The 21,985-nt window shown below is 67.5% G+C and carries 21 protein-coding genes and 5 pseudogenes; 10 read left to right on the plus strand and 16 right to left on the minus strand.

Going from position 1 to position 21,985, the window contains the following annotated elements:
• Positions 1-377: 377 nt before the first annotated feature.
• Both ACIPFH_RS41825 and ACIPFH_RS41830 read right to left on the minus strand, forming a co-directional pair.
• Positions 378-2,726, minus strand: a complete 2,349-nt coding sequence (locus ACIPFH_RS41825) for an alpha-L-fucosidase (protein WP_401835155.1) — start codon at positions 2,724-2,726, stop codon at positions 378-380.
• Positions 2,727-2,844: 118 nt separating this feature from the next.
• Complete coding sequence (locus ACIPFH_RS41830) at positions 2,845-3,015, minus strand: hypothetical protein (protein WP_401835158.1); 171 nt, start codon at positions 3,013-3,015, stop codon at positions 2,845-2,847.
• A 103-nt stretch (positions 3,016-3,118) separates the two neighbouring features.
• On the opposite strand from ACIPFH_RS41830, the gene ACIPFH_RS41835 reads away from it, so the two are divergent.
• Positions 3,119-3,271, plus strand: a complete 153-nt coding sequence (locus ACIPFH_RS41835; RefSeq protein ID WP_401835160.1) for a hypothetical protein — start codon at positions 3,119-3,121, stop codon at positions 3,269-3,271.
• Positions 3,272-3,315: 44 nt separating this feature from the next.
• Here the strand turns inward: ACIPFH_RS41835 and ACIPFH_RS41840 are convergent, their stop codons facing one another.
• The 3 genes from ACIPFH_RS41840 to ACIPFH_RS41850 form a co-directional block, all read right to left on the minus strand.
• A complete protein-coding gene (locus ACIPFH_RS41840) occupies positions 3,316-3,957 on the minus strand; it encodes a nucleotidyltransferase domain-containing protein (RefSeq protein ID WP_401835163.1) in 642 nt (213 codons plus the stop codon).
• A 409-nt stretch (positions 3,958-4,366) separates the two neighbouring features.
• A complete protein-coding gene (locus ACIPFH_RS41845; RefSeq protein ID WP_401835164.1) occupies positions 4,367-4,792 on the minus strand; it encodes a cupin domain-containing protein in 426 nt (141 codons plus the stop codon).
• Positions 4,793-5,013: 221 nt separating this feature from the next.
• Positions 5,014-5,718: a helix-turn-helix transcriptional regulator gene (locus ACIPFH_RS41850; RefSeq protein ID WP_401835200.1), complete on the minus strand. Its 705-nt coding sequence runs from the start codon at positions 5,716-5,718 to the stop codon at positions 5,014-5,016.
• A gap of 83 nt (positions 5,719-5,801) precedes the next feature.
• Between ACIPFH_RS41850 and ACIPFH_RS41855 the strand changes: the two genes are divergently transcribed.
• The gene (locus tag ACIPFH_RS41855) at positions 5,802-6,242 is read left to right on the plus strand and encodes a hypothetical protein (protein WP_401835167.1); all 441 of its coding nucleotides are present in this window, start codon (positions 5,802-5,804) and stop codon (positions 6,240-6,242) included.
• Between the two features lie 322 nt (positions 6,243-6,564).
• Here the strand turns inward: ACIPFH_RS41855 and ACIPFH_RS41860 are convergent, their stop codons facing one another.
• Entirely contained in the window at positions 6,565-7,413 is an 849-nt protein-coding gene (locus ACIPFH_RS41860; RefSeq protein WP_401835169.1) for an alpha/beta fold hydrolase, read from the minus strand.
• 91 nt (positions 7,414-7,504) lie between these two features.
• Here ACIPFH_RS41860 and ACIPFH_RS41865 point away from each other — a divergent pair, with 91 nt between their 5' ends.
• The 4 genes and pseudogenes from ACIPFH_RS41865 to ACIPFH_RS41880 all read left to right on the plus strand — a co-directional run.
• Complete coding sequence (locus ACIPFH_RS41865; RefSeq protein WP_401835170.1) at positions 7,505-8,005, plus strand: MarR family transcriptional regulator; 501 nt, start codon at positions 7,505-7,507, stop codon at positions 8,003-8,005.
• Positions 8,006-8,204: 199 nt separating this feature from the next.
• Entirely contained in the window at positions 8,205-9,116 is a 912-nt protein-coding gene (locus tag ACIPFH_RS41870; RefSeq protein ID WP_401835172.1) for a helix-turn-helix domain-containing protein, read from the plus strand.
• 78 nt (positions 9,117-9,194) lie between these two features.
• Positions 9,195-10,172 carry an SMP-30/gluconolactonase/LRE family protein gene (locus ACIPFH_RS41875; RefSeq protein ID WP_401835173.1) on the plus strand — a complete coding sequence of 326 codons (978 nt, stop codon included), beginning with the start codon at positions 9,195-9,197 and terminating at the stop codon, positions 10,170-10,172.
• Between the two features lie 127 nt (positions 10,173-10,299).
• Positions 10,300-10,433, plus strand: a pseudogene (locus tag ACIPFH_RS41880) (IS5/IS1182 family transposase); the annotation flags it as partial.
• A gap of 77 nt (positions 10,434-10,510) precedes the next feature.
• On the opposite strand, the pseudogene ACIPFH_RS41885 reads toward ACIPFH_RS41880, so the two are convergent.
• A pseudogene (locus ACIPFH_RS41885) lies at positions 10,511-11,308 on the minus strand (IS5 family transposase).
• A 308-nt stretch (positions 11,309-11,616) separates the two neighbouring features.
• On the minus strand, positions 11,617-12,306 hold the full coding sequence (locus ACIPFH_RS41890; RefSeq protein WP_401835176.1) for a DUF6294 family protein: 690 nt from the start codon (positions 12,304-12,306) through the stop codon (positions 11,617-11,619).
• A gap of 788 nt (positions 12,307-13,094) precedes the next feature.
• Here ACIPFH_RS41890 and ACIPFH_RS41895 point away from each other — a divergent pair.
• The 3 genes and pseudogenes from ACIPFH_RS41895 to ACIPFH_RS41905 all read left to right on the plus strand — a co-directional run bounded on the left by ACIPFH_RS41895 (position 13,095) and on the right by ACIPFH_RS41905 (position 14,727).
• Positions 13,095-13,607: a hypothetical protein gene (locus ACIPFH_RS41895; protein WP_401835178.1), complete on the plus strand. Its 513-nt coding sequence runs from the start codon at positions 13,095-13,097 to the stop codon at positions 13,605-13,607.
• A gap of 29 nt (positions 13,608-13,636) precedes the next feature.
• On the plus strand, positions 13,637-13,879 hold the full coding sequence (locus ACIPFH_RS41900; RefSeq protein WP_401835181.1) for a hypothetical protein: 243 nt from the start codon (positions 13,637-13,639) through the stop codon (positions 13,877-13,879).
• Between the two features lie 162 nt (positions 13,880-14,041).
• Positions 14,042-14,727: pseudogene (locus ACIPFH_RS41905) on the plus strand (IS5 family transposase).
• Positions 14,728-14,736: 9 nt separating this feature from the next.
• Here ACIPFH_RS41905 and ACIPFH_RS41910 read toward each other — a convergent pair.
• From ACIPFH_RS41910 to ACIPFH_RS41935, 6 genes are all read right to left on the minus strand, one after another.
• Positions 14,737-15,201, minus strand: coding sequence for a hypothetical protein (locus ACIPFH_RS41910; protein WP_401835182.1), 465 nt, complete (start codon positions 15,199-15,201; stop codon positions 14,737-14,739).
• 187 nt (positions 15,202-15,388) lie between these two features.
• Entirely contained in the window at positions 15,389-16,147 is a 759-nt protein-coding gene (locus ACIPFH_RS41915; RefSeq protein ID WP_401835185.1) for a helix-turn-helix domain-containing protein, read from the minus strand.
• Positions 16,148-16,154: 7 nt separating this feature from the next.
• Complete coding sequence (locus tag ACIPFH_RS41920; protein ID WP_401835188.1) at positions 16,155-16,379, minus strand: hypothetical protein; 225 nt, start codon at positions 16,377-16,379, stop codon at positions 16,155-16,157.
• Positions 16,380-16,543: 164 nt separating this feature from the next.
• Positions 16,544-17,584, minus strand: a complete 1,041-nt coding sequence (locus tag ACIPFH_RS41925; protein ID WP_401835190.1) for a helix-turn-helix domain-containing protein — start codon at positions 17,582-17,584, stop codon at positions 16,544-16,546.
• Positions 17,585-17,864: 280 nt separating this feature from the next.
• A complete protein-coding gene (locus ACIPFH_RS41930; protein ID WP_401835192.1) occupies positions 17,865-18,110 on the minus strand; it encodes a hypothetical protein in 246 nt (81 codons plus the stop codon).
• Positions 18,111-18,466: 356 nt separating this feature from the next.
• Entirely contained in the window at positions 18,467-20,704 is a 2,238-nt protein-coding gene (locus ACIPFH_RS41935) for an FG-GAP repeat domain-containing protein (RefSeq protein ID WP_401835195.1), read from the minus strand.
• Between the two features lie 325 nt (positions 20,705-21,029).
• On the opposite strand from ACIPFH_RS41935, the pseudogene ACIPFH_RS41940 reads away from it, so the two are divergent.
• Positions 21,030-21,125, plus strand: a pseudogene (locus ACIPFH_RS41940) (superoxide dismutase); the annotation flags it as partial.
• Positions 21,126-21,276: 151 nt separating this feature from the next.
• On the opposite strand, the pseudogene ACIPFH_RS41945 reads toward ACIPFH_RS41940, so the two are convergent.
• A pseudogene (locus tag ACIPFH_RS41945) lies at positions 21,277-21,491 on the minus strand (allantoin permease); the annotation flags it as partial.
• Between the two features lie 155 nt (positions 21,492-21,646).
• Positions 21,647-21,985, minus strand: a 339-nt coding sequence (locus ACIPFH_RS41950; RefSeq protein WP_401835196.1) for a DNA-directed RNA polymerase subunit alpha C-terminal domain-containing protein, incomplete at its 5' end; no start/stop codon positions are given.

Below are 21,985 nucleotides of genomic sequence, written 5' to 3' on the forward strand. Positions count from 1 at the left end.
TGACCACCCGGAGTGAACCGCCGCTTCCGAAAGCGGGGGCCGGACGGGGACGCCCCGGGCATAGGTCGTGGTGGAGGAACGGGCACCACGAGCAACTGTGCGGCAACCGCCTCGTCCAGCTGTTGGACCGTGCTCACCCGGACCATCGGCGTGGCGGCCGGGTTCCCCACGGTCAGCCACGTCGGCACCACCACCCCGTTGCGGTTCGTGCCGGCGGCGATCTCGCCGAGGACCGCAAGGGGGCGGGCGGTGCGGATGCTGCTCGCACTCCGCCGCGCGGGTGTAGCGGCCGCTCAACAGCGGCGTGTACCCCGCAGCCGTGTCGCGGGCAGCGTCATGCCGCTGCGGCCCCGGTCGGGCAGGGTGTCCCTGGGGTTTCAGGCACGCCAGTGCACTTTGAAGACCCACGCGTGCTTTCCCGCCTTGCGTGCGGCTTCGGGGACGTCGATCACCAGCGCCGAGTTGCTGAGGGTCCAGGTCAGGGGTCGGTCGTGGCCGAGCATCGTCACCTTGTCGCCGCTGCGGATCGGGATCGGTGCTTCGACGGTGAGTTTGGCGCCCGGCTTGGCCAGGGAGTGGATGTAGAAGGCCTCGTCCGGGCGGATGGTGAACCGCAGGTCCTCGCCCAGTTCGGCCATCCGGGACCAGTACGTGGTGTCGTAGATCGCCTCTCCGTTGGTGCGCAGCCAGCGGCCTGTCTCGCGCAGCCGGGTCTGCATGATCTCGGGGATCGTGCCGTCGGCACGCGGGCCGATGTCGAGAAGGAAGTTCCCGTTCTTGGAGACGATGTCGACGAGGCTGTGCACGACCTCTTCGGTCGTCATGTAGGCATCGTCGGGGGTCGCCTGGTTGTACCCGTAGCTGAACGGGTCCAGGCCGCGGCTGGACTCCCACTTGGCGACGACCGTGTTGTCGTACGTCGTGTACTCGGGGGTCGTGAAGTCGTGGAAGCCGATGCCCGAACGGTCGTTGACGGTGACCTCGATGGGCCGGGCGCGGTTCTTCGCGTGGTTGAAGTACTCGGCCAGGACATGGAGGCTGTCGTTGGCGCCGCCGATGTCGCACCAGATGAGCTCCGGGTCGTAGCCCTGGATCAGCTCCAGCATCTGCGGGGCCTGATAGTCCTTCACGAAGTCCTTGCCCCCGGTGTAACCCGTGTAGGGCACCGGCTCCAGGGTGTACGGATTGCGCGGGGCGTGACCCATCCAGGGGTTGTCCGGGTTGAACCACTCGGGCATGGAGAAGTAGAGCCCGCGGTGGAGCTCGGGGGTGTACCGGCGGGACGCCGCGAAGAGTTCCTTGACGAGATCCCGCTTCGGGCCCATCTTCACGGAGTTGCGGTCGGAGACCTTCGTGTCCCACAGCGCGAAGCCCTCATGGTGCTTCGAGGTCAGCACGTGATACTCCGCGCCCGCGTCCCGGAACAGTTCCACCCAGGCGCGCGGATCGAACTTCTCCGCCGTGAACATAGGGATGAAGTCGTCATAGGCGAAGTTCTCGCCGTACTTCTCGCGGTGGTACCCGTAGACGGCGTTCGCGGGGTCCTGCATGTGGTTCCAGTACCACTCGGCGTACTGCTTGCCGACCGGCGACCAGGCCGGCACCGAGTAGACGCCCCAGTGGATGAAGATGCCGAACTTGGCTCCCTGGAACCAGTACGGCGCCTGGTGGCCGGAGAGAGAAGACGCAGTGGGCTGGTAGTCGGCGACGCCGAGGGTCAACCGGCTTGTCTGCGCGGCGGCTTGGGTTCCGCGTCCGGTGACGGTCACGGAGCCGTCGTGGACCGTACCGGGGGCGGTGCCCGCACGGTTGCGGATGCCCACGCGGATGCGGGCCTGCTCACCGGGGTCCAGGCGGCGGACACGGGCGGCCTCGACGGTGCGGGCTCCCGGAACCTCGACGCCCACCGACACGCCGTCCGCGGCCAGGACGGCGATCGTCCCCGCGTTGACGACGGTGGCTTCGACGCTCTGGGCGCCGGACGACTCCAGCAGCGAGTTCGTGGACCGGGCCGCGCGCAGGGCCAGCGCGCGGCCTTGAGCGGCAGGTTGCAGGGACAGCGCGAACACGTGGAGCGACGTCTTGTTCGCCTGCGCCGGGTTGGTCACCGGGAGAGTGATCGCCACGGCGTCGCGCTGTGGGTCGAGCCACAACTCGGACGTGCCGATCCCGACAGGGTGTTCGTCCCTGGCACCGTCCGGTCCGTAGCGGTACGGCACCGACAGTGATCCGCCCGTGGCGTACCAGTCGGATCCGCCGAGGGTGGCGGTCGTGGTCGAGCCGTCCGCGTAGTGGACCGTGGCTCTGCCGGAGGCGTTGCCGTAACTGCCCGCGGTGAGGAAGACGGCCGAGAAGTAGCGGCCTTCGGGCAGTTCTACTCGTTGGCCGAGTGCGACGACATTGTTCTTCGCGCCGGCAGGCGAGGCCGGGAAGACGAAGGGCACGCCGTCGACTTGCACGCGGCCCGTGGGGAGTTCCTCGCCCGGGAACGTGTAGCCCGAGCCGTCGAAGTCGCCGCCGCGTGCGGAGGCGGTGTCGACGCCGTCGTTGTCGTAGAGGGTGTTGAGCGGGACAGGGACGGGGTCGGGGACGGGAGCCCACGGCCCGGCGTGTCCGGCGACTGGTTCGGCGGCGTGTGCGGCGGTGGCTGAGGCGAGGGGAAGCGCTGCGACGGCGGCGACTCCGGCCGCGGCGCCCAGGACCTGACGTCTCGGATATGTACCCACGAGCGGCTCCAATTCATCGGATGTCTAATGATTGAGCGGGTGCCCACGGCTGTCAATGGCGGTGAAAGTAAAGTACCGTTGGGAAGATAGGTAGGATGACATGGAGTTGGCGGCTACTTCATGCCGGAACCGGAACGCCGAGCGGGGCGCGGTGAAGTCGGGCCCGCCACTCGACGCCGGCGAGTCGGTCATCGACGCACGATGGCTGCTTGATATCGCCCAGAACCTCGTGCCGGGCGATCCCGATGTCACAGATTTCGGTGCGCTGGCTGCCGCCGTCGCCCGCCATCGGCATGAGGTCATGCGGACCCTGGTCTACCCGGCCGCGCACACCGGGACGCCGCGTTTCTGCATGCCCTCGCCGGCTCCCGGCCCTCGAGCATTCGAACGAGTTGTTCGCCGCACAGGTCGCCTACGCCTATCTCCACGCAAGCGGCATCCGGGTCAAGGTCGGCAGCCAGGAGGCGATCACGCCGGTAACCGACGTCGCCGAGGGACGCCGCGACGTGCGCCAGGCCGTCGAGGCCCTGAAGAACTGGGGCTGATCAGTTCGAACTCGTGCGCTTCAGTCGGAAACCGACTGCGGGGGCTACAGGTCGGCGAGCCAGGGATGCCCTGGGTGTACGCGGGCGAGTACCTCGGCCAGGGTCTCGCGCTGAGCCGGGGTCATGTGCGGGACGGTCGCGTCGAAGTCTGTTTGATCCTTTCGGCGGACGTGCTTGGCCTTGAACAGCAGGACCAGTTCGGGCGCCAGATACGGGATGCCGTCCTGGGTGTGGTGGATGACGTCGCTGTAGGGAAGCCGGATCCTCTCATCGCGTCGGCAGATCCAGGTATCGCCGTCGTGCGGTTCGCGGAACACGTCGAGCAGGTAGTTGCCGGTGGCCGGATCGCGGAGCCAAGTCTGATGTACGCCGGCCAGCACCTCCGGTGTGGCGTCCTCCCAGATCCGGCCGCCGCCTGCCGCGTCGAAGACGTATCCGGGGAAGCGGGAGCGGACTTCAGGAAAGCCCGCGGCCGGAATCGCGATCTCGATGTCCCCATGAGCGCGCGTCTGCCTGCCGCGGAACAGGTCCAGCGCCCAGCCTGCGGCCACGTACCAGGGCGGGCCGACCCCGGCCAACTGCTGCGCGACCTCACTCGGGGTCCAGCAGGATGACCACCTGGTGTGGAGGCCTTCGATCTCGTCGGGTGACAGCTCGATGCCGCCACTGGGCAGTTGCTCGCTCACCGCAGGAATCTAACAGCGGACTCGCAGGCCCCTGGCCGTAGTTGACGAAGGAGACGCGCGGGATCGGAAGCCGTGCACGCCGGCGCGTACGCAAGGTCACCAGCCGGTTGGACTCCTGTGTGAACGGGCGCCAGTTGAATACGGAGCCCACCAGCATCAAGGCCGAAGTGGCCGCCCGCCGAACGCGCTCGTGCGCAGGCCTGGGTGGGCGCCGCCCGCCGTCCGCACGTGTCCCCGGTCGGCGCGCGGGACGCGGTGATCGTCCGGGGGCACGCAGCGGACGCAGGCCGCCGTCGGCGGCGCCGAGATGCTGAAGTCCTCACCGACGGGCCGACGGTGCAAACAGGCGCTTACGCGGACAGCGCCCTGAGGTACCAAGAACAGTGACCGCTTGCGGGGTCAACCCCACCTAGCCGGAGGCCCCCTGATCCCGGCCGCGTCCGGCGGGCTGGATCCGCATGCCGGGCCGGCGCCGGTGAACGGTCAGGTACGACATGCCTCGCTCGCCCGCGACCAGGCCGCGGGTGGAGCCGTGGGGCAGCCAGGTGAGGCTGCCTTCGGTCAGGGAGCACGGTCCGTCGGAGGTGATCAAGGCGCCGTCTCCGGCCACGACCAGCAGGACAACGTCCAGGTCCGGTTCGACGTGGGGTTCGACGCGCTGATCCGGCGGGATTCGTACGATGTTGGCGTCGAGCTGCCGGGCGGGCTCCGCCAGCCGCCACACCGCGCCCGTCGATGCAGGTCCGAGCGCCGCCAGCGTTCCGGTGTCGAACAGAACCCGGGGGACCGGCGCCCCCTCTGCCGGGTTCGGGGAGTCGCCGTCTGCCACAGTCACCACTACCACCATCCGATAGGCCTTGCCCCTGACGCATCCCCCACAGTCACGATTACCTTCACACAAGGATTGCAGCGTTGTCGTGGCGCGCGGACCGCAGCACAGCGCGATCGACAAGAAGGCGATGACATCGCTCCCGCCCTGCGCGTGTCGTCACGGCAGATCAGGGCGTCGCGCAGGGGCAGGGGCAGGGTCGAACCACGGGGGCGGGGCGTCATGCCTCAGGATGGGAGCACGCTGGTGGGCGGTGAGAAGGCCGGCTCCAGACGGACGCAGCAGTGACCCGGACTGGGCGCCAGGTGCGCCTGGAGGCCGCTTTCGGCGAGTCCTTCCAGCGCGCCGCGCAGCAGGTGGAGGTTCATGCCGCACACCGTCCGGGTGTGTTCGCGGGCGAGCGCGTGGAAGGGGCAGTTGCCCAGCACGAGGGCGTCACCGTCACGGCGAGGTTCGAAGCCGTTCTCTTCCAGGACGGCGAACACGTCTGCCTGCCCCGGTCCGGCGAGCTTTGTGCCCAGCTCGTGGGCCTTTCGGTGCAGGACTGCACGGACCGGTTCACCAGTGGCTTCGGAGTCCTCCAGCGCCTGGGCGAGGAGCCGTCCGGCCAGCTCGTAGTGCCGCTCGGGCAGGCTGACGGTGACCTCCTTGCCGGAGCGCTTGTAGAGCTTGGCGGGCCGGCCCGCTCCCGGGCCGGTGCGTCCGCTGCGCCGTTCGTAGACGACGTCGAGCAGTGATTCGTCAGCCAGCCGGTCCAGGTGGAAAGCCGCGGTCTGTCGGGCGAGGCCCAGGGCCTCGGCGGCCTCGTCGCGGCTGACCGGTCCCGGCTGGCGCACGACGTGGTCGTAGAGCTTCCTGCGGGTCGGCTCGTCGAGCGCGGCGACGGCGGAGACGCCGGGACGGGGTGCTTCCTTCGAGTGGTCCACGAACACCAGTGTAAAACCCATAGCGATTGACTAAAGAAGATATCCGCGCTTCTATCGTTAGTGAAAGTTGTCGATAGAAGGAGGGCGTCATGTCGTCCGCAACCACAACGACCACCGCATCCACCGCCTCCCGGCGGGCAATGCTCAACGATCCCGGCTATCAGGCGTTCGTCATCCTGCGCACCGGGTTCACCGTGGCGCCGATCCTGTTCGGGCTCGACAAGTTCGCCAACCTGCTCGTGGACTGGCCCACCTACCTGGCGCCGTGGATCAACGATGTCGTTCCGGGCAGCGCCCAGGCGGCCATGTACGCGGTCGGAGTGATCGAGATCGTCGCGGGCCTTGCCGTCGCGTTCGCCCCGCGCTTCGGGGGCTGGCTGGTGGCCGGATGGCTCGCCGGGATCATCGTCGATCTGCTGACCGTCCCCGGGTATTACGACATCGCGCTGCGCGACTTCGGCCTTCTGCTCGGCGCGGTCGCTCTTGCGCGGCTCGCACAGCGCTACCACGGCAAGCGGCAGTCTGACTGACGGCGGGCAGGAGTCACGGAAGGTGACGGGCGGGTGGGTCCCATCGGCTCACCCGCACGCGTTGCCGGGACGGACTCGGCAATCCGAAACGTGGGGTTCGGTGAACCACCAGATCATCGACGACCGCAGCACCACTCCGGGTCGATGTACGGGATGGGCCCTCCGGTCTCCGACGGCTACCCAGCGGGCCGGTGTGTGTCCGACCTGGGTACACGGGACGCCCGGTTCTCCGCAGGCGGGAGGAAGCCGTGGTCACGTCAGATGAGTGAGCCCGATCCATCCTTCGGTGATGCTGGAGCCGTGAGGAATCTCCCACCCCGGTTCACGGCTTGCCGAGAAAATCCAGAAGAATGCTGTTGAGCGCGGCGGCCCGGGCGAACGGGACGCTGTGGTGCGACACGCCGGGGAGTACCGCGGTCTCGACGTGTGGCAGATGCAGCCGCGCCGCCGCCTCGACGCGCCGGATGTCGTGCGCCCCGCTGTCTCCGGCAAGCAGCACCAGCGTCGGGATCGTCGAGCTCCGCAGTTGCCGGGGCCTCGGGCGTTTGCCCACGACGACCTTCGCGCGCGGGAATTCGGCGGCGAGCCTGTACAGGTCCAGCCATGTGGGGTCGACTTCCGCGCCATGGGTTTCCCAAGCGAGGAACGCGCCTGCCCGTTGGGCGGTGGGCCGGATGAGCATGGGCAGGGCGCGCAGCAGGTACCCGGCCTTGTATCCGGCGAAGCATTGAGTGGGATCGAGGAGAGTGAGCTTGCGGACCCGCTGCGGCGTGCGCAGCGCATAGGTGAGGGCTATCCATCCGCCATAGGAGTGCCCGCACAGGTCGGCGCGGCCCGTGCCCAAGCTGTCGAGTACCCCGTCCAGCCAGTCGAGAAGGTCGTCGACGGCACGGATGGGGCGGCCCCCGCGCAGGCTGCGACCTGCCTCGCCGATCCGGTCGACGGCGTAGACGCGCCGGGTGCGGCTCAGGTCGGCCACGTTGGCGAACCACACTGCCGACGTGGCGCCGCCACCGTGCAGCAGCACCAGCGGCTCCCCGTCCACGGGGCCGCACGCGGTGACCCGCGTCGTGCCGTACACCGACGGCAGGTCCATCCGGTCGCCGGGCACAGGCCAGTGGTCCAGGACTGCGTCGTACGCCGCCAGAAACCGAGTCAGGTCTTCTGCCATGGGACGCCCTCGGAGAAATAGGTCGCTGAGCAAGTATCTCGCCGAACGAGATACTATGCATGCAGGACCGATCACGGAAGGGCGGATCCACATGGATGAGGGAGGGCCCGGACTGCGGGTGGTGCAGCAGCTACGTGCCATCACCGTCGAACTCGACCTTCTCGGAGCCGAGTTCGCGCAACGCAACAGCCTGCACCCGACCGATCTGCGTGCGCTGATCTGCCTGTTGGACGCCGCTCGGGTGCACACCCACGCGACGCCCGGCTGGCTGGGGCGGCAGCTCGGGCTCAACTCTGCGGGCACCACTGCCTTGGTCGACCGGCTCGAAAGACTCGGCCACGTGCGGCGCGAACGAGACAGCCGCGACCGACGCCGTGTGCTGCTCGAGGTTGACGAACGGGCAGTCGCCCTCGGACAGTCGTTCTTCGGACCGCTGATCACGGAGGTCGTCGCAGCGACGCGGACCTTCTCCGACACGGAGCTGGCAACGATCCAACGCTTTCTGCTGAATGCGCACGAGGTCGTCGCCGCACAGCGAAACCCTCACCCTCCCCGACCTGAAGGCCGGGGCAACCTCGGAGGAACCCGGTGACGACAAGCCTCCAGACCCTCTCGGTGGCACCGGTCCAGGATCCGGTGGACCCGGCGCAGCGCCGGCGCGGTCGGCAACTATCCCTGATCTTGCGTGGGTATCCCCGGCTTCAGCCGGGGAGGGAAACGCAGCTGACCACCCGCTGCCTAGCCATGGCAGGGGATGGCTGGTTTCGAAGCGGCACACGACACTGTGAGTCATGAACGGAAAGCGGCCCCTCGGGGAGTTCCTGCAGAAACGCCGGTCCCAGATGCGGCCGGAGGACGTGGCGCTCGCCACGTACGGGGAGACGCGTCGGGTGCCAGGGCTGCGTCGTGAGGAGTTGGCGCTCCTGGCGGGTGTGAGTGCCTCGTACTACACGAGGCTCGAGCAGGGGCGTTCGTCGAACGCCTCGCCGGAGGTTCTCGAAGCCATCGCCCGCGCTCTGTGCCTGGACGAAGCCGAGCGCCTGCACCTGCACGATCTCGCCGCGGCGCAACGACGTCCGGTGAGGCCGCGCCGGGTGCCGCCCGAGCAGGTGGCGGCCTCGGTGCGCCAGCTGGTGTCGGCCCTGACCGATGTGCCGGTTGTCGTCCTCGGTCAGCGGTGTGACGTCGTGGCCTGGAACCGGCCGGGGCACCTGCTGTTCGCCGGGCATCTCGACCCCGAGAGCCCGGACCGGCCCGCGGACCGGCCGAACATGGCGGAGCTGGTGTTCTGCGACGGCCATACGCGGGATCTGTACGCGGACTGGCAGCAGAAGGCACGCGATGTGGTGGGAACCTTGCGCCTTGCGGCCGGGCGCCATCCGGACGACCCGAAAATGGCCTCACTCATCGGTCGCCTCATGCTGAAAAGCGAGGAGTTCGAATCGCTGTGGGGTGACCACCGGGTCCGCGCCTGCCCTGTGGCGGTCTACACCATGCGGCATCCTCTGGTGGGCTCGATCGAGGTGACCCAGCAGACCCTCCAGGCCGAACTGGACCAGCGGGTTGTCATGGTCACTGCCGCACCCGACTCGGCCTCCGCCCACGCACTCGCCCTCCTCGCCCGCACCATCCATTCCGGCCGGGACGACAGCTGGGCCGCGCAGCCCGCGGCGCACGACCAGGCAGTCCGCAGCGAGAGCTGAGCCCTCGGTCAGCCACGCCCGTTCTTTCCATCCCCCTTGCCGAGCGTCGCCTCGGCATGCCCAAAACCTGAAGGAATCATGAAGAAGAGATTTATGAGTGCCGTTCTCGCCGCCGCCGCGGTAAGCCTCTCCCTCTCCACGGTCGCCGCGGCGATTCCCGGGCCGGCCGGGTCCGCGGTTTTGTCCCGGGCCCGGGTGGTCACCCACTTCGATCTGGCCAAGGGCCAGATGCCGGAGAACGCCGTCATTGAACCGAACGGCTCCGTGGACGTCACCTTCGCCGCAGCCCGCCAGGTGGCGCGCATCGACCGACACGGCGTGACGCACGTCCTGGCCACCCTGCCGAATCCCTCCGACGGCGGCGTCAACACCCCGGTGCTCGGCTTCCCCCTGACCACCGGCCTCTTCCGCGCCGACGACGGAACCCTCTACTTCCTCTACGCCACCGGCACCGCGGACCTGACCGGACTGTGGCGACTGAGGCCGGGATCCGCGACGCCGCAACGCATCGCCGCCCTCCCCGCCGACGGCCTGCCCAACGGCCTGGCCTTCGATCCCCGCTCGCGCTCCTTCTACATCACGGACTCGGTCCTCGGCACCATATGGTCGGTCCCCGAGAACGGCGGACGGGCGACGGCCTGGTCGACCGCACCGGAGCTCGCCGCGCAGGGATTCCTCGGAGTCAACGGCGCACGCGTGCGCGAGGGTGCCCTATGGGTGACCAACCTCGACCAGGGGACCGTCGTGAGTCTGTCCCTCCGCGACGGCCACCGCGCGGGCACACCCACTGTCCGGGCGACCGGCCTGCAGGGCATCGACGACTTCGCCTTCACCGGCAGCGGAAACGAGATCCTCGCCGCGCTCAACGGGCCCGGCAAGGTGGTACGCATCGCGGCCGACGGTACGAGCACCACCGTCCTGGACGCCTCCGACGGCCTGCAGAATCCCACCTCGGTGGCGATCCGCGGCAAGGACGTCTACGTGCCGAGTGCCGCCTACCTCACCACCACCGACCCGAACCTGCTCCACGCCCGCCTGAACCGTCACGGCCGCTGACTCAGCGGCGGAGAGTCCGCCGACAGGTCCGCCGCAACCACGAGCAGCTCTGGCGCGAGCGGCTCGCGGTTGCGGCGGATCTGGTTCCACTGCGCCAGGAGCGGGCCCATGCCAGAGGCAGCCGGGCCAGGTGAGGTCCCGCGTCGAGCACACCTTCGCGCATAGGGTCGGCTGGAAGGCCATCCGCGACTGCCGCCTCAAGGCGACGGTGTCCATCACGCCGTGCTCGGCATCGCTCGCCTGCACCACACTCTCGCCGGATGGGCGAGCGGGGCCCAGTGGCCCGAGGCACTGCCCCCCACTCCAAGATCGTTACAGGACAACCCTTAGACGCCATCTCATTTGGTGAGTCTGCGGTAGCAGATCAGGGTGCATGCGATGCTGGTGAAGGCCAGGAAATGCTCGGCTTTGCGCTCGTAGCGGCGGTGCAGTCTGCGGCATCCGGCGAGCCAGGACATGGTGCGTTCGATGGTCCAGCGGTGGCGGCCCAGGCGGGTTGAGGACTCGATGCCCTTGCGGGCGATGCGATGCCTGATGCCGCGCTCGCGTAACCATCGCCGCAGGTGGTCGTAGTCGTACCCCTTGTCGGCGTGGAGCTTGCCCGGTCTGCGCCGTCGGCGTCCGCCGGGAGCGAATCGGCGGTATTCCCTTGACCAGTGGGATCAGCGCCTGACTGTCGTGCAGGTTCGCCCCCGAGATGCCGACGGACAGGGGCAGACCGGTGCGCTCGGTGATCAGATGGACCTTCGAGCCGTACTTGCCCCGGTCGACAGGATTCGGGCCTGTCAGCTCCCCCTTTTCAGGGCCCGCATGTTCACCGAGTCGATCGCGCAGCGGGACCAGTCCAACTTGCCGCGGGCGCCGAGCTCGTCGAGGACCAAGCGGTGGAGCTTCGCCCATACTCGAGCCTTGGACCACTCGGCGAACCGTCGGTGAGCCGTCGCTCCCGACGGTCCGAACGACGCGGACGGCAGCTGCTGCCACGTGCATCCCGACGTGGCCACGAACACGATGGCGGCCAGCACCTCCCGGTCACCATGCCTGCGCCGGCCGCCGCCCTGAGGCCGCGACGGAGCCTCCGGGACCACCCGCTGGAACAGCTCCCACAACTCATCCGGCACCAGCCGCTCAACGATCGAAACCACGACCAACAGGCTTCCGAACCAAATGAGATGACGCCTAACAGCACCGCATCCACGACCGCACGCCGTGAGTGCTTCTCCGGCCGGCCACCCTCACCGGGCGGTGGCAGCAGCGGCTCTACCAGCACCCATTCGTCATCGGTCAGGTCCAAGGGCTATCGCGACGGCCGAGTCACCCAGCGATCCTGACCGAACCACCACGAAAGATCACGCAGCCACACCGACCGAGATCAACTTCTCAAACACTCGCTGAGACTTCACTCCGTGATCAACAACGAACGCACCCAGGACCGTCGCGCCTCTCAACAATGGTCACGCCTGTTGACAATCGCAATCGATTCGAAGAATCGTGGCAGGAAAGCGAGGTTGTCATTTCTCCATACCTGTAGGTCTTGCGTCAACGTTTGTGAGCAGAATCTCGGCCAGGCGAATAGCTCGCGACCACCACTGTTAAAGAATGACAGTGTTACACAATAAGAATCGTTGTCGTAGATCGAGTTGACAACGCCTCGCCATGACGCACTGCCGTCGCTCCTGATAGTCAAGCTAGCGCCGCCTAGGCCGCATCCGCCCACACTACTCGACACTTCCCAATAAAACTCCGCCGAAGGCAGGTCGCGTTGGACCGAGGTCGCCGACCTGGTAGCCGTGGCTAGATGACCAGGCTGAATAGCGGAGAGCCGCGAGTTGGCAGATGCGATCAGCTGGCCAGCCATCACATGCAGGGGATTCGACTCATCGAGTTTAAATTGCATGCGAACAAGCGGATGACTGTGCTCGCGGCAGGGCACTTGATCGATTACTTCGATCTTCCCGATGACCTCAGCGGGAACGTCTATCCATCCACTGTCGCAGGAGCCCGGAGCGAACGCGACGTATTTGTCCTTGTCCGACGCCTTGACCATGCCAGTGTACTGGTGATCGGACCGAAGCTTCCCCTCAGCCAGCGCTGCCACCAGCGCCTCGCCGGAATCAAACCTATTCTCGGCCATAGCGGCTCCTCTCGCGGAGGTTCTCATGTCTACACGTGATCGCCGTTGTTCCCAGCCGCATAAGGCCACCGCGCGGGGCTCTCCGGCGGCTCGCTAGAAACGGAGATTTGACTTACGGTGGCCTCTGAACCCTGCTCGGCAGGGCAGGGAACATGTCTCCCTTTAAGGAGACCACATGGAGCCAAGGTTTGCATCTTTGCGCGATGGCTGAACTTGGAGCTATTCTTGGGCTGGAATGTTGAGTGCTGCATAAATCACGCTTCCGCACTTTGTTCATCTGTCACAATTTGAATCAACAACGTGAGGTAGTCGTGAGGCGGCAGTTATTACAGCGAGGGCGGCGGAGCGATTTTGGGCTGGAGCTGCTTTGGCGCGAGTGATCATGGCCCCGTAAGCTTGCGGCGCGTCGGGCAGTGTGGACCTTTCGTGCGGGACGCCGTGGCCGCCGGGGCGTGCACCGAGCGGAGTCCTGGACGACCAGCGCGCTTCGGGCGCTTGGCCCCTGATGCGGGCACACTCGTACCGACCGACAACGTGCCAAGGCGGGGCCCTCCGGCTGGCTTTTGCATCATTAACACATCGTGGTCCGAGCTCGGACGTCAAGATGCAGACCAGGGACTTCGGATATACGGTCGTGGTAAAGGCGTTCAGGCCAGGGCCTCTGCAGACGGTACTTTTAACAGCCGGTGGAGCCCGTCGCGCACCGTGCAGGTGGCGCCAGGTCGCAGAGGCTCACGGTGCCCCTCTCCTGCCTTATGGGCAGCATGCTTAGTCGAAGAGGTCACCGGATGATCATGGCTGATCGATCCTTCCATTCCCGGCTGTGCCGCATCTCGTGGACCGATGTCGTCCACGGCACTCAGCATTCGTCGTTTGGCTCGGACGAGGAGGTCGACCTGCGGTTCGGCCTCGATCTGGACCAGAGCTTCTGGTCGTCGTTCGAAACCTCGCAGTTTTTCGCGCAGTTCTGCGTCTATCGGTTCGGTGAGCTGGTCACGCGGTTCGACCGCTCCGGCGACACGCGGCAGCAACTGCCCGGCGCGCCTGCGACCCAGATCTGGCTCGGCCTCGCCCTGGGCCGGGCCGAACAAGCGAGTGGGACGAGAGCTGGGCTGGTGCAGTTTCGTCCACAGATTTTTTTCTTGCGACAGAACAACTCTGGAAACCTAAATCCTGAGTTCGCGGTGGCTCCGCACGACCACTCATTGATGGTCGATCAGTTCAGCCCTTCAGGGGGCGGCTTCCCGAGTGAGTCACTGGTTGGTGGAGTCGGCATCCCGGCTGGCACCCCAACACCATGAGAATTGACGGTCGGACACCAGGAGGAGATATGAGCCTGACCACGTTGGTGCAGAACATGGACGACTGGTGCGGGACACCCGTGCCCGGCCACCCGCCGCGCCCGCCATGGCTGCGCGACATCCTCACTGCGGTGGTCCTGGCCGAGATGTCGGCCAACGTGAATGGTGCTGACGAGGGCCGCTACCTGTACCGCGCCGCCGCTCGCCTCTACGAGGCCGCGGCCGAGAAGGTGGCTCTCAACCCTCAGCCGCTGCCCCCGTTGGAGGAGTAGGTAGGGCATTGGCCGTGACACGCAGGCAACTCACCGAGTGTGAATGCCCAGTGGAACGGTTTGTACCCCGAGCGGCTTTTAAGAGGCCCTCTCATTTGGCTGACTAGGCTGTCGGCTGTGGTGGGGATTGTTGAGTGGCTGGCGCCGGATGAGTTGTGAGAGCTGTTCCGGCGGGTTGTGCCGGGGGCGCCGTCACGGCCTCAGGGTGGCGGCCGGCGTCGGCACGGCGACCGTGAGGTGCTGGCGGCGATTGGTGTTCGTGGCGACGTCGGGCTGCACGTGACAGCAGTTGCCGAAGGCACCGCCCGGTCCTCGACGAACTCGGAGCACGCGGCGACTTGGACTGGTCTCGCTGTGCAATCGACTCGGTGAACATGCGGGCAGTGAAAAGGGGACTTGACGGGTCCGAATCCTGTCGACCGGGGCAAGCACGGCTCGAAGATCCACCTGATCACCGACCGGACCGGTCTGCCCCTGTCTGTCGGCATCTCCGGTGCCAACGTCCACGACAGCCAGGCCCTGACCCGCTCGTGAAAGGCATACCGCCGATCCGATCCCGCCGAGGCTCCCGTCGATGCAAGCCCGGCAAACTCCACGCCGACAAGGGATATGACTGCTCCCACCTGCGGCGATGGTTATCTCAGCGGGGCATCCGGCATCACATCGCCCGCAAGGGAGTCGAGACCTCGCAGCGGCTCGGCCGACACCGCTGGACCATTGAACGCACGATGGCCTGGCTCGCTGGATGCCGTCGTCTCGACCGTCGCTACGAGCGCAAGGCTGAACACTTCCTCGCCTTCACAAGCCTCGCATGCACCCTGATCTGCTACCGCAGACTCACCAAATGAGATGACTTCTTAGTAGAAGGTTGCCGAGGTGCACGACGAGAGTGCGCCAGCCCCGTCAATCCTGCAGGTGGAGACCTTCACATCGCGAACGTCTTTGAAGGTCCAACTGTGCGACAGATAGTCGTTCACCCCGGTGGTCACCTTGATCGGGTCGGCAGTCGCCGGAATCCATGAACTGCCGTTCCACTTGAAGTAGGTCAGGTGCAGTACCGCACCGTAACCATCCGAGCAGGTATCGCGCTCCGATGCGTCGAAACCACCTGCGAATGCCTGGTAGCCACCTTTGACGCCGCCATTCTCGTAGTAGTTGTAGGTGCCCCACCCCTTGGTCGTCATGTCGCAGCCGCGGCCCCAGTCGGCTGGTCCGTTGGCAATGAAAGTGAGCGTGGTGGCGGCGCTGGCCGGCGCGGAGAATGCCATGACTGCCGCCGCGGATGCGCACGCCATCACGGCCGTCCTTTTGATGAATTTCATGACTGCTGAGACTTCCGTTCTCTAGCGATCGTGGAGGGGCAGGAGGAAAGGCTCCTGCCCCTTGATCGTGGCCGGTTCGCGAGGACGGTGGTGATTCGTCTCGCTGCCAACCGATCTTTCGTTTCTGGCGTGAGCATGCCTGACAAGGTCACCGGGTTGTTGGCATCGCGTGCATGGTTGTTGGCACTCAGCGCACGGCCTGCAACCCGCCGTGCCGGGTCTGGTGGCGGTAGTCGCGTGGGGTGATGCCGTACAGCGTCTTGAAGGCGCGGCTGAAATGTGTCGGCTCCGGGAAACCCCAGCATGCGGCGATGGCGCTGATGGAACGGGCGTTGAGGCGGGGATCGGCCAGGTCGGGGTGGATGTGTTCCAGTCTGCTGCGGCGTATGCCGTCGGCGATCGTCGTCTCCTGGCCTTGGTAGAGCCGGTGGAGGTAGCGGACGGAGATCTGGTGGGCGGCCGCGATGGAGGCCGGTGTGAGGTCGGGATCGGCCAGGTGTTGCTGGATGAACGCGTTGATCCGGGTACGCAGGACCGTTTGCTGTGTTTCGGACGGCAGGAGGTTCTCGGTCCGGGCGGTCTGGGCGAGCATGGCGCTCAGCAGGTCCAGGGTGACGCCTGCCAGGCGGGGTGCGTCACACTCCTCGTACTGGGGCGCGTGGTTCATCAGGTCGGTGAGGTAGTGGCGGAACAGTGCGCCGATGCCTGTCCGTCCCTGGATGCGGGTCAGGGCGAGCCGGTCGAGGGTGTTGGAGTGCAGGGGCAGTCCGGCCCGGGGTATCTGCACGATCAGTGAGGAGACGTCGGGGCGGTCACGGGCGGCGGTCTGGGCCTGGCAGGGCCGGGAGGAGTCGTAGAGGACCAGATCGCCCTCGCCGACGTCGACGTGCCGGCCCGACTGGCTGAGCCCGACCTCCCCACGGACGGTGAGCCAGAGCTGGAACACCTCCGGATCACCTTGCCGGATCATCGCCGGGCCGGCGCGCATGCATGGGCGGGTAGCTTTGCGCGAAGGTCTGGATGTCGCCCAGGTGCAGTGCCTGGGAGCTGGCGAGGAAGTCATCCAGGTGATCGCTGGCCATCGTGGTGCGAAAGTGGGCCTGGGAGATCATTGCTGCCCAGTGGTTGAATCGATCGGTCCCCGACAGGTGTTCCGTCGAAAACGCCGTCCAGATCATCGTCCCGCCAGTCCTCTCTCCTGAGGGCCCCGGTTCCCGCGGCCCGTTCAGGGGCGTCAGCGGACGCCCCCGATCAACCCAAATCACCTGATCAACCCAAATCAACCGACCGTCAAATGCAGGACCAGGGTGTCGAATGCATGCATGCCTGCAGGCCGCGGCATTTACTGCTGTCCGGGCATCGGATCGCCTGATCCCCTGGATGCCCGGAGTTGGCGGTCGGTGCACCGTTTGCCGTGGAGTGCTTCTTGCCGATACGTGCTCGGCGGGATGCCGTAGGCCCTGCGGAATGCGCGGGTGAATTCGGAAGCGTGGACGAAGCCCCAGCGTGCGGCCAGGAAGCCGATGGGTTTGTCGGACAGTTGCAGATCGGCGAGGTCCCGGTGGCAGCCCTCCAGACGCCGCTGCCGGATCCACGCGGCTACGGTGACGCCCTGCGCCTGGAACAGCTTGTGCAGGTAGCGCACGGAGATGTGGTGCGAGTCGGCGACTGCGCCGGGTGACAACTGCGGGTCGCCCAGGTTGCGTTCGATGAAGGAGTGGATGCCGGCCATCAGCGCCTGCCGGCGGCTCTCGGGTGGAACGCCGTCTTCGGTGTCCGTGTGGTGGGCGAGGAACGCGGTGATCAGGTCCACGGTGACCCCGCCCAGACGTATGGCGTCCTGCGGCCGGCAGAAGTCGGACTCAGGTGCCAGGCGGGTCAAGAACTGTGACAGGAGGGCCCCCATACCGTTGTCGCCCGGCAACGGCGCCCCGAGGAGGCGGTCCACCTTCACCGCTGGAAGAGGAATCGCTGAACGGGGCACGTTCACGACGATCCCCTCGACCGGACCGCCGTCGTCGGGGAAGGCCGAGGCGTCCCATGGGTGCGTGGTGTCGTACAGCAGCAGATCGCCAACCCCCACCAACGCGTCACGCCTGTCGTGGGAGATGCTCTGCCGGCCTCTCAGTGTCAGGGCCAGGTGATAGAGCTCGGGATCGGAGCGACGCACCAACGCAGGCGTGCGACGCGAGCGCAATGACGGATAGGACAGCACCGACACCTGAACGGCCCCAAGGTCCAACTGCCGGACGCAGGCCCGGAAGTCATCGGCATGGTCGCTGGTGATCTCCGTGGGCGCGAGCGTCTGTGAGGTCAACTCCCGCCACCACTCGAACCGATCGGCCACCGGTAGGTCCTCACTGCGCAACACCGTCTCGATCACCTGACCACCCTCCCATCATGTCCTCGTCAAGGCGGTAAAGGGCAGAGCGGCACGCCGTGCGTGTGCACGGGGCGAAGGACCATGACGAACCCGGTCCCGGGTAGCGGGCTTGACGCCAGCCCGCTGACACAGCACGAGACCACGGGAATCCGCCCCGGCCACGGCTGAACGGTGCGGCGACCAGTACCCGTCATGCCCATTCCATGCCGAGCTCCCGCAGTGCGTCGAGCTGTTCGGGGGCTGGTGCTGCAACGGTCCTACTGGGGCCTGTGCGGTGGGATCAGCTCAGAGCCGCGAGTCGGCCCCGGACCTGCACCCCGACCGCCCGCGGCAGCCTGATCGCCGCGACCCGTTGGTGGCGCGGACGGTCGTCGGCCAGGAGCCCGCGCAGTAGCTCTTGCGGTACGCGGTCGGCCCACGGCAGCAGAGCCGCGGTGGCCTGCCGGACCACTGCCGCCGACGGGTGGTCCAGGAGCGGTCGTACGTCGTCGACGCGCACCTCCTCCAGCGCTCGCAGTCCCGCCACCGCGCAGGCACGCACCCGGGGGCCCGGTGCGCGAGCAGCGCCCGGACCAGGTCCGCGTCCTGGCGAACCCCGCACTCGCCGAGGCCCACCGCGGCGGCGGGTCGGGCCGCGGGGTCGGCGCACAGCGCGCGGTACAGCGGTGCCGGGTGGGTGCCGCCCTGTCGCAGCACCCACCGGGCGCACGCCCGCACCACGGCGGACCGGTCGGTGAGGTACGGCTCGGCGTGCCGCCCGGCCCGGCGCAGCGCGGTCACCCCCGCCGACCTGACCACAAACGCCGCTACGTCGTCCCCGGGACAGCCACCTCAGCCGCCCTGGTCATGTGGCTTCGCACATGATCGCCCGGACAGGCCCTTCTAGGCGATGTTGTTGAACTTGGTGCCCTCGCCCGCGTAGAGGTTGGTCGTCAGCCGGTTGAACGGGGCCGTCGTCGAGCCGGTCGAGCGGTAGACGTACGTGCCGTTCGGGCCGTAGGCGATCAGGTCGGGGCGGCCGTCGGCGGTGACGTCGCCGGCGCCGACGAGGTGGGAGAAGGCGTTCCAGCCGGAACCGATCCTGACGCGGGCGGTGAACTTGCCCGCGCCGTTGCCCTGGTACATCCACAGGACGCCTGAGGCGTCGCGGGCGACGAGGTCGCCGGCGGTGGTGCCCGCGATGTTGCCGACGGCGGTGATCTGGTTGTAGATCTGCCACCCGCCTCCGACCCGGACGCGGGTGGAGAAGGGGGCGGACGAGCTGCCGGTGCCCTTGTACAGCCACAGGACGCCGGAGGCGTCGGTGGCGAGGAGGTCGGGTCGGCCGTCTCCGGTGAGGTCGCTGCCACCGGTGATCTGCTTGTAGATCTGCCAGCCGGTGCCGACCTTGACGCGGGTCGTGAAGGTGCCGTCGCCCCTGCCCTGGTACATCCACAGGGCGCCCGAGGCGTCACGGGCGACGAGGTCGCCCGGCGAGGTGCCGGCGAGATTTCCCGCGGCCTCGATCTGGTTGTAGACCTGCCAACCGGTACCGACCCTCGTCCGCTTGGCCGTGGTCACCCGGCTGCCCGACAGCCAGTCGAAGAGGTCGTCCCGCCACAACACCCCCGAGGCGTCGCGCGCGAGGACGTCCGTCGAGCCGTTGTCGGTGAAGTCGTGCGGGTTGGCCTGGCGCGAGACCTGGAAGCTCCCCTGGGCGGTCGCCGTGCCGCCGACGCCGTCGGTCGGGGTGGCGGTGATCTGCCAGGTGTAGGCGCCGTTCGGGGCGCTGATGCCCTCCAGGACGCCGTCCCAGACGAAGGCGAAGCGGCTGTCGGAGACCGGCTGGGACAGGCGCTTGGTGAGCTTCCTGCCGGTGGCTGTGTGCGTGAGCGTGAGGTCCACGGCGGCGTTCGCGCGGGACAGGGTCCACTCCATCGGGACCGTGGTGCCCGGCTTCTCCAGGCTCACCGTGGTGGGGACCTTCGGCTCGGTCACCTTGACGGCCGTGATCCGGCCCGTGTCCGCCACGAGCGTGGCGCTCGGGAGGCCGTCGTTCCCTTCCCCGATCCGGAACAGCCCGTCGGTGTCGGCCGTGGCGCCGCGCACGAGCAGGCCGCCGTCCGGCGCGTGGGCCACGCTGGAGAAGTGCTCCAGGAGTTTGTACGGCGCGGCGGTGGAGTCGGTGATGCTCCGGGCGTACAGCGGGCTCGGCGTCCCGTCGGCCGCCTTGCCCGGGACCCCGTAGAGCAGCGTGTCCCTGGTGATGCCGGCGATGACGGCGCCACTCATGGAGCTGTCCATGGCGAACCTCTGGTGGACATAGGTCCCGTCCACGACGAGTTCGGTGACCCCGGCCCGGTACTCGACCCACGCCTCGTAGTCGGCGCTGTAGGCGCCCGTCGAGGCCTGGGTCCACGGGGCGATGTTCTGCCTGCTGCCCGACTCGATCACCGCGTCGCTGTTGACGCTGGTGCGCGTCTGCCAGTACTCGGTCCGGAAGGTCGTCGAGCTCGGGAAGACCCGGTTGCTGCTCAGGACTGTCAGGACGTCGCTTGTGGAGGCGACGACCTTGAAGTCCATGCTGTAGGAGTTGGACGAGCGCTTCGTCTTCTTGGCGACCCCGTCGACCTGCGCGAGCTGCCACAGCTCGTGGTAGCCCCCGCTGCCTGTCGGAACCTTCACGAAAACGTTGTCGCCGACCACGCCGACGAGCTTCGCGCCGGGCTTGAACTCGGACGCGAGGTCATAGGACGCGGACCAGGTGGCGCCTTCCTTCATGTCCCTCAGGAAGACCATGCTGCCGCCGTCGCTGGTCACGACGATGTCGGAGGCGCTGTCGTGGCCCACGGTGCCCGTGCTGATCGGCAGCACGGAGCCGTCGGCGTACTTGTGCCACTCCAGAACCGTGTTGCCCGAGCCGTCCATCCGGGACGTGAGGTATCCGGTGTCGCCGGTGCTGACGATCTCGGCACCGAGCGGCAGATTCGCCTCGCCGGTGGTGGCGCCGGTGGCCCTGATCAGGGCAGCGGGAGCGGCCACGGCCCCGGGCGAGGCCAGGACGCCGGCGCCGACCGTCACGGCGAGAACGGTGGCGACGGAAGCGCCGAGACTGCGTCGGGCGGTGCGTGGGGAAACCAAGGAAGTCCTTCCTGATGAGCCGAGCGGCACGCACATCCGTGCGTGCCGCTCGATCGGACCTGCGAAGAGGGAGGTTGGTTGTACGAGTTGCTCTTGTTTTTTCCGGGACAACGAGCCACCGGGAGCGCGGGGCTTGTCTCACCTGCGTGAACTCGCCATACACGAGCTTCGCGGGGTCAGCCGTCCATGATCAAGCCGGTGCCGGCGAGGCAGCCGTCAAGCAGGGCCGAGTGGTGCTGGATCTGCATGAGCCGGTGCTGCACGGCTCTGGTGATCTGGCGGCCGAGATCGGCTGCGGCAAGGTTGCTGATGTCGACCGCGTCGGATCGACGCGAAGTGGGCGGTCGTCAACTGGCAGGATACGGCCCGGCGTTACGCCGCCGCCAAGCAAAGCGGCGACAGTCCCCTGCTCGCGCCGTGAGGGCGGCAACGCCGTGACGCTGTCACCGCGAGCGCACAGACATCCCGCTCGTGATCGTCTTCTCAACCTTTGCAGGCGGCACACCGAAGGGCTCCCGCAAGGACGTGACTTGCGGGAACCCTTCGGTTTTTCGCCTCGGCACGATGAGGCGTCAGGCGCCAGTTGCCGCCGCCGGCAGCACGCGGTCGCCGATCTTGCCGGTGCTCAGGCAGAGGGAGCAGACCGCGGCGTCGTGCGTCTGGCGGGCAGCCAGGTCCGGGCGCTCGAGATCCTGCCGCGGACGTGGTGCCTGTCGGTGACGGCGCTGGGGTTGCCTCCTGTGTCCAGCAGCGGCTCGTCGATGCCGTCGTCGGTGCGGCGCAGGTGATCGCAGGACCTTGACCACGACTCCGCCCTGGCCCATGAGTCCGGTGGACAGCATGAGCACGGCGTGGTGTTCCGTGGGCTGATCCCCATGTCCTCGTTCAGCCCGGAGTCCCTGACCAGCTGCTGAATCGTGGTGGGGCGGCCCTGCGCCGCGTTCAGTACTGCTCGGTCTCCACGAAACCCGCGTCCGCGTCGTCGTCGGCGCCGAAGGAGTCGGCAGCGGCCGTGGCGTCGAATCCGGGCGGACTGTCCTTGAGGCCCAGGCCCAGGCCGGCCAGCTTCGCCTTGACCTCGTCGATGGACTTCGCACCGAAGTTACGGATGTCCAGGAGGTCCGCCTCGGAACGCGCCAGGAGCTCGCCCACGGAGTGAACGCCCTCACGCTTGAGGCAGTTGTACGACCGAACGGTGAGCTCGAGCTCCTCGATCGGCAGGGCGAGATCAGCGGCGAGGGCGGCGTCCGTGGGGGACGGGCCCATGTCGATGCCCTCGGC

The organism is Streptomyces sp. NPDC088157 (genome assembly GCF_044741545.1).
In the GTDB taxonomy this organism is placed as follows: domain Bacteria; phylum Actinomycetota; class Actinomycetes; order Streptomycetales; family Streptomycetaceae; genus Streptomyces.

Coding starts and splice junctions, on each gene's coding strand:
- ACIPFH_RS41830 (WP_401835158.1), bottom strand. CDS start 3,015: ATGGCGGGCGACGGCGGCAGCCAGCGCACCGAAATCTGTGACATCGGG.
- ACIPFH_RS41855 (WP_401835167.1), top strand. CDS start 5,802: ATGTCGTCCGCAACCACAACGACCACCGCATCCACCGCCTCCCGGCGG.
- ACIPFH_RS41860 (WP_401835169.1), bottom strand. CDS start 7,413: ATGGCAGAAGACCTGACTCGGTTTCTGGCGGCGTACGACGCAGTCCTG.
- ACIPFH_RS41865 (WP_401835170.1), top strand. CDS start 7,505: ATGGATGAGGGAGGGCCCGGACTGCGGGTGGTGCAGCAGCTACGTGCC.
- ACIPFH_RS41870 (WP_401835172.1), top strand. CDS start 8,205: ATGAACGGAAAGCGGCCCCTCGGGGAGTTCCTGCAGAAACGCCGGTCC.
- ACIPFH_RS41875 (WP_401835173.1), top strand. CDS start 9,195: ATGAAGAAGAGATTTATGAGTGCCGTTCTCGCCGCCGCCGCGGTAAGC.
- ACIPFH_RS41890 (WP_401835176.1), bottom strand. CDS start 12,306: ATGGCCGAGAATAGGTTTGATTCCGGCGAGGCGCTGGTGGCAGCGCTG.
- ACIPFH_RS41895 (WP_401835178.1), top strand. CDS start 13,095: ATGATCATGGCTGATCGATCCTTCCATTCCCGGCTGTGCCGCATCTCG.
- ACIPFH_RS41900 (WP_401835181.1), top strand. CDS start 13,637: ATGAGCCTGACCACGTTGGTGCAGAACATGGACGACTGGTGCGGGACA.
- ACIPFH_RS41910 (WP_401835182.1), bottom strand. CDS start 15,201: ATGAAATTCATCAAAAGGACGGCCGTGATGGCGTGCGCATCCGCGGCG.
- ACIPFH_RS41920 (WP_401835188.1), bottom strand. CDS start 16,379: ATGATCTGGACGGCGTTTTCGACGGAACACCTGTCGGGGACCGATCGA.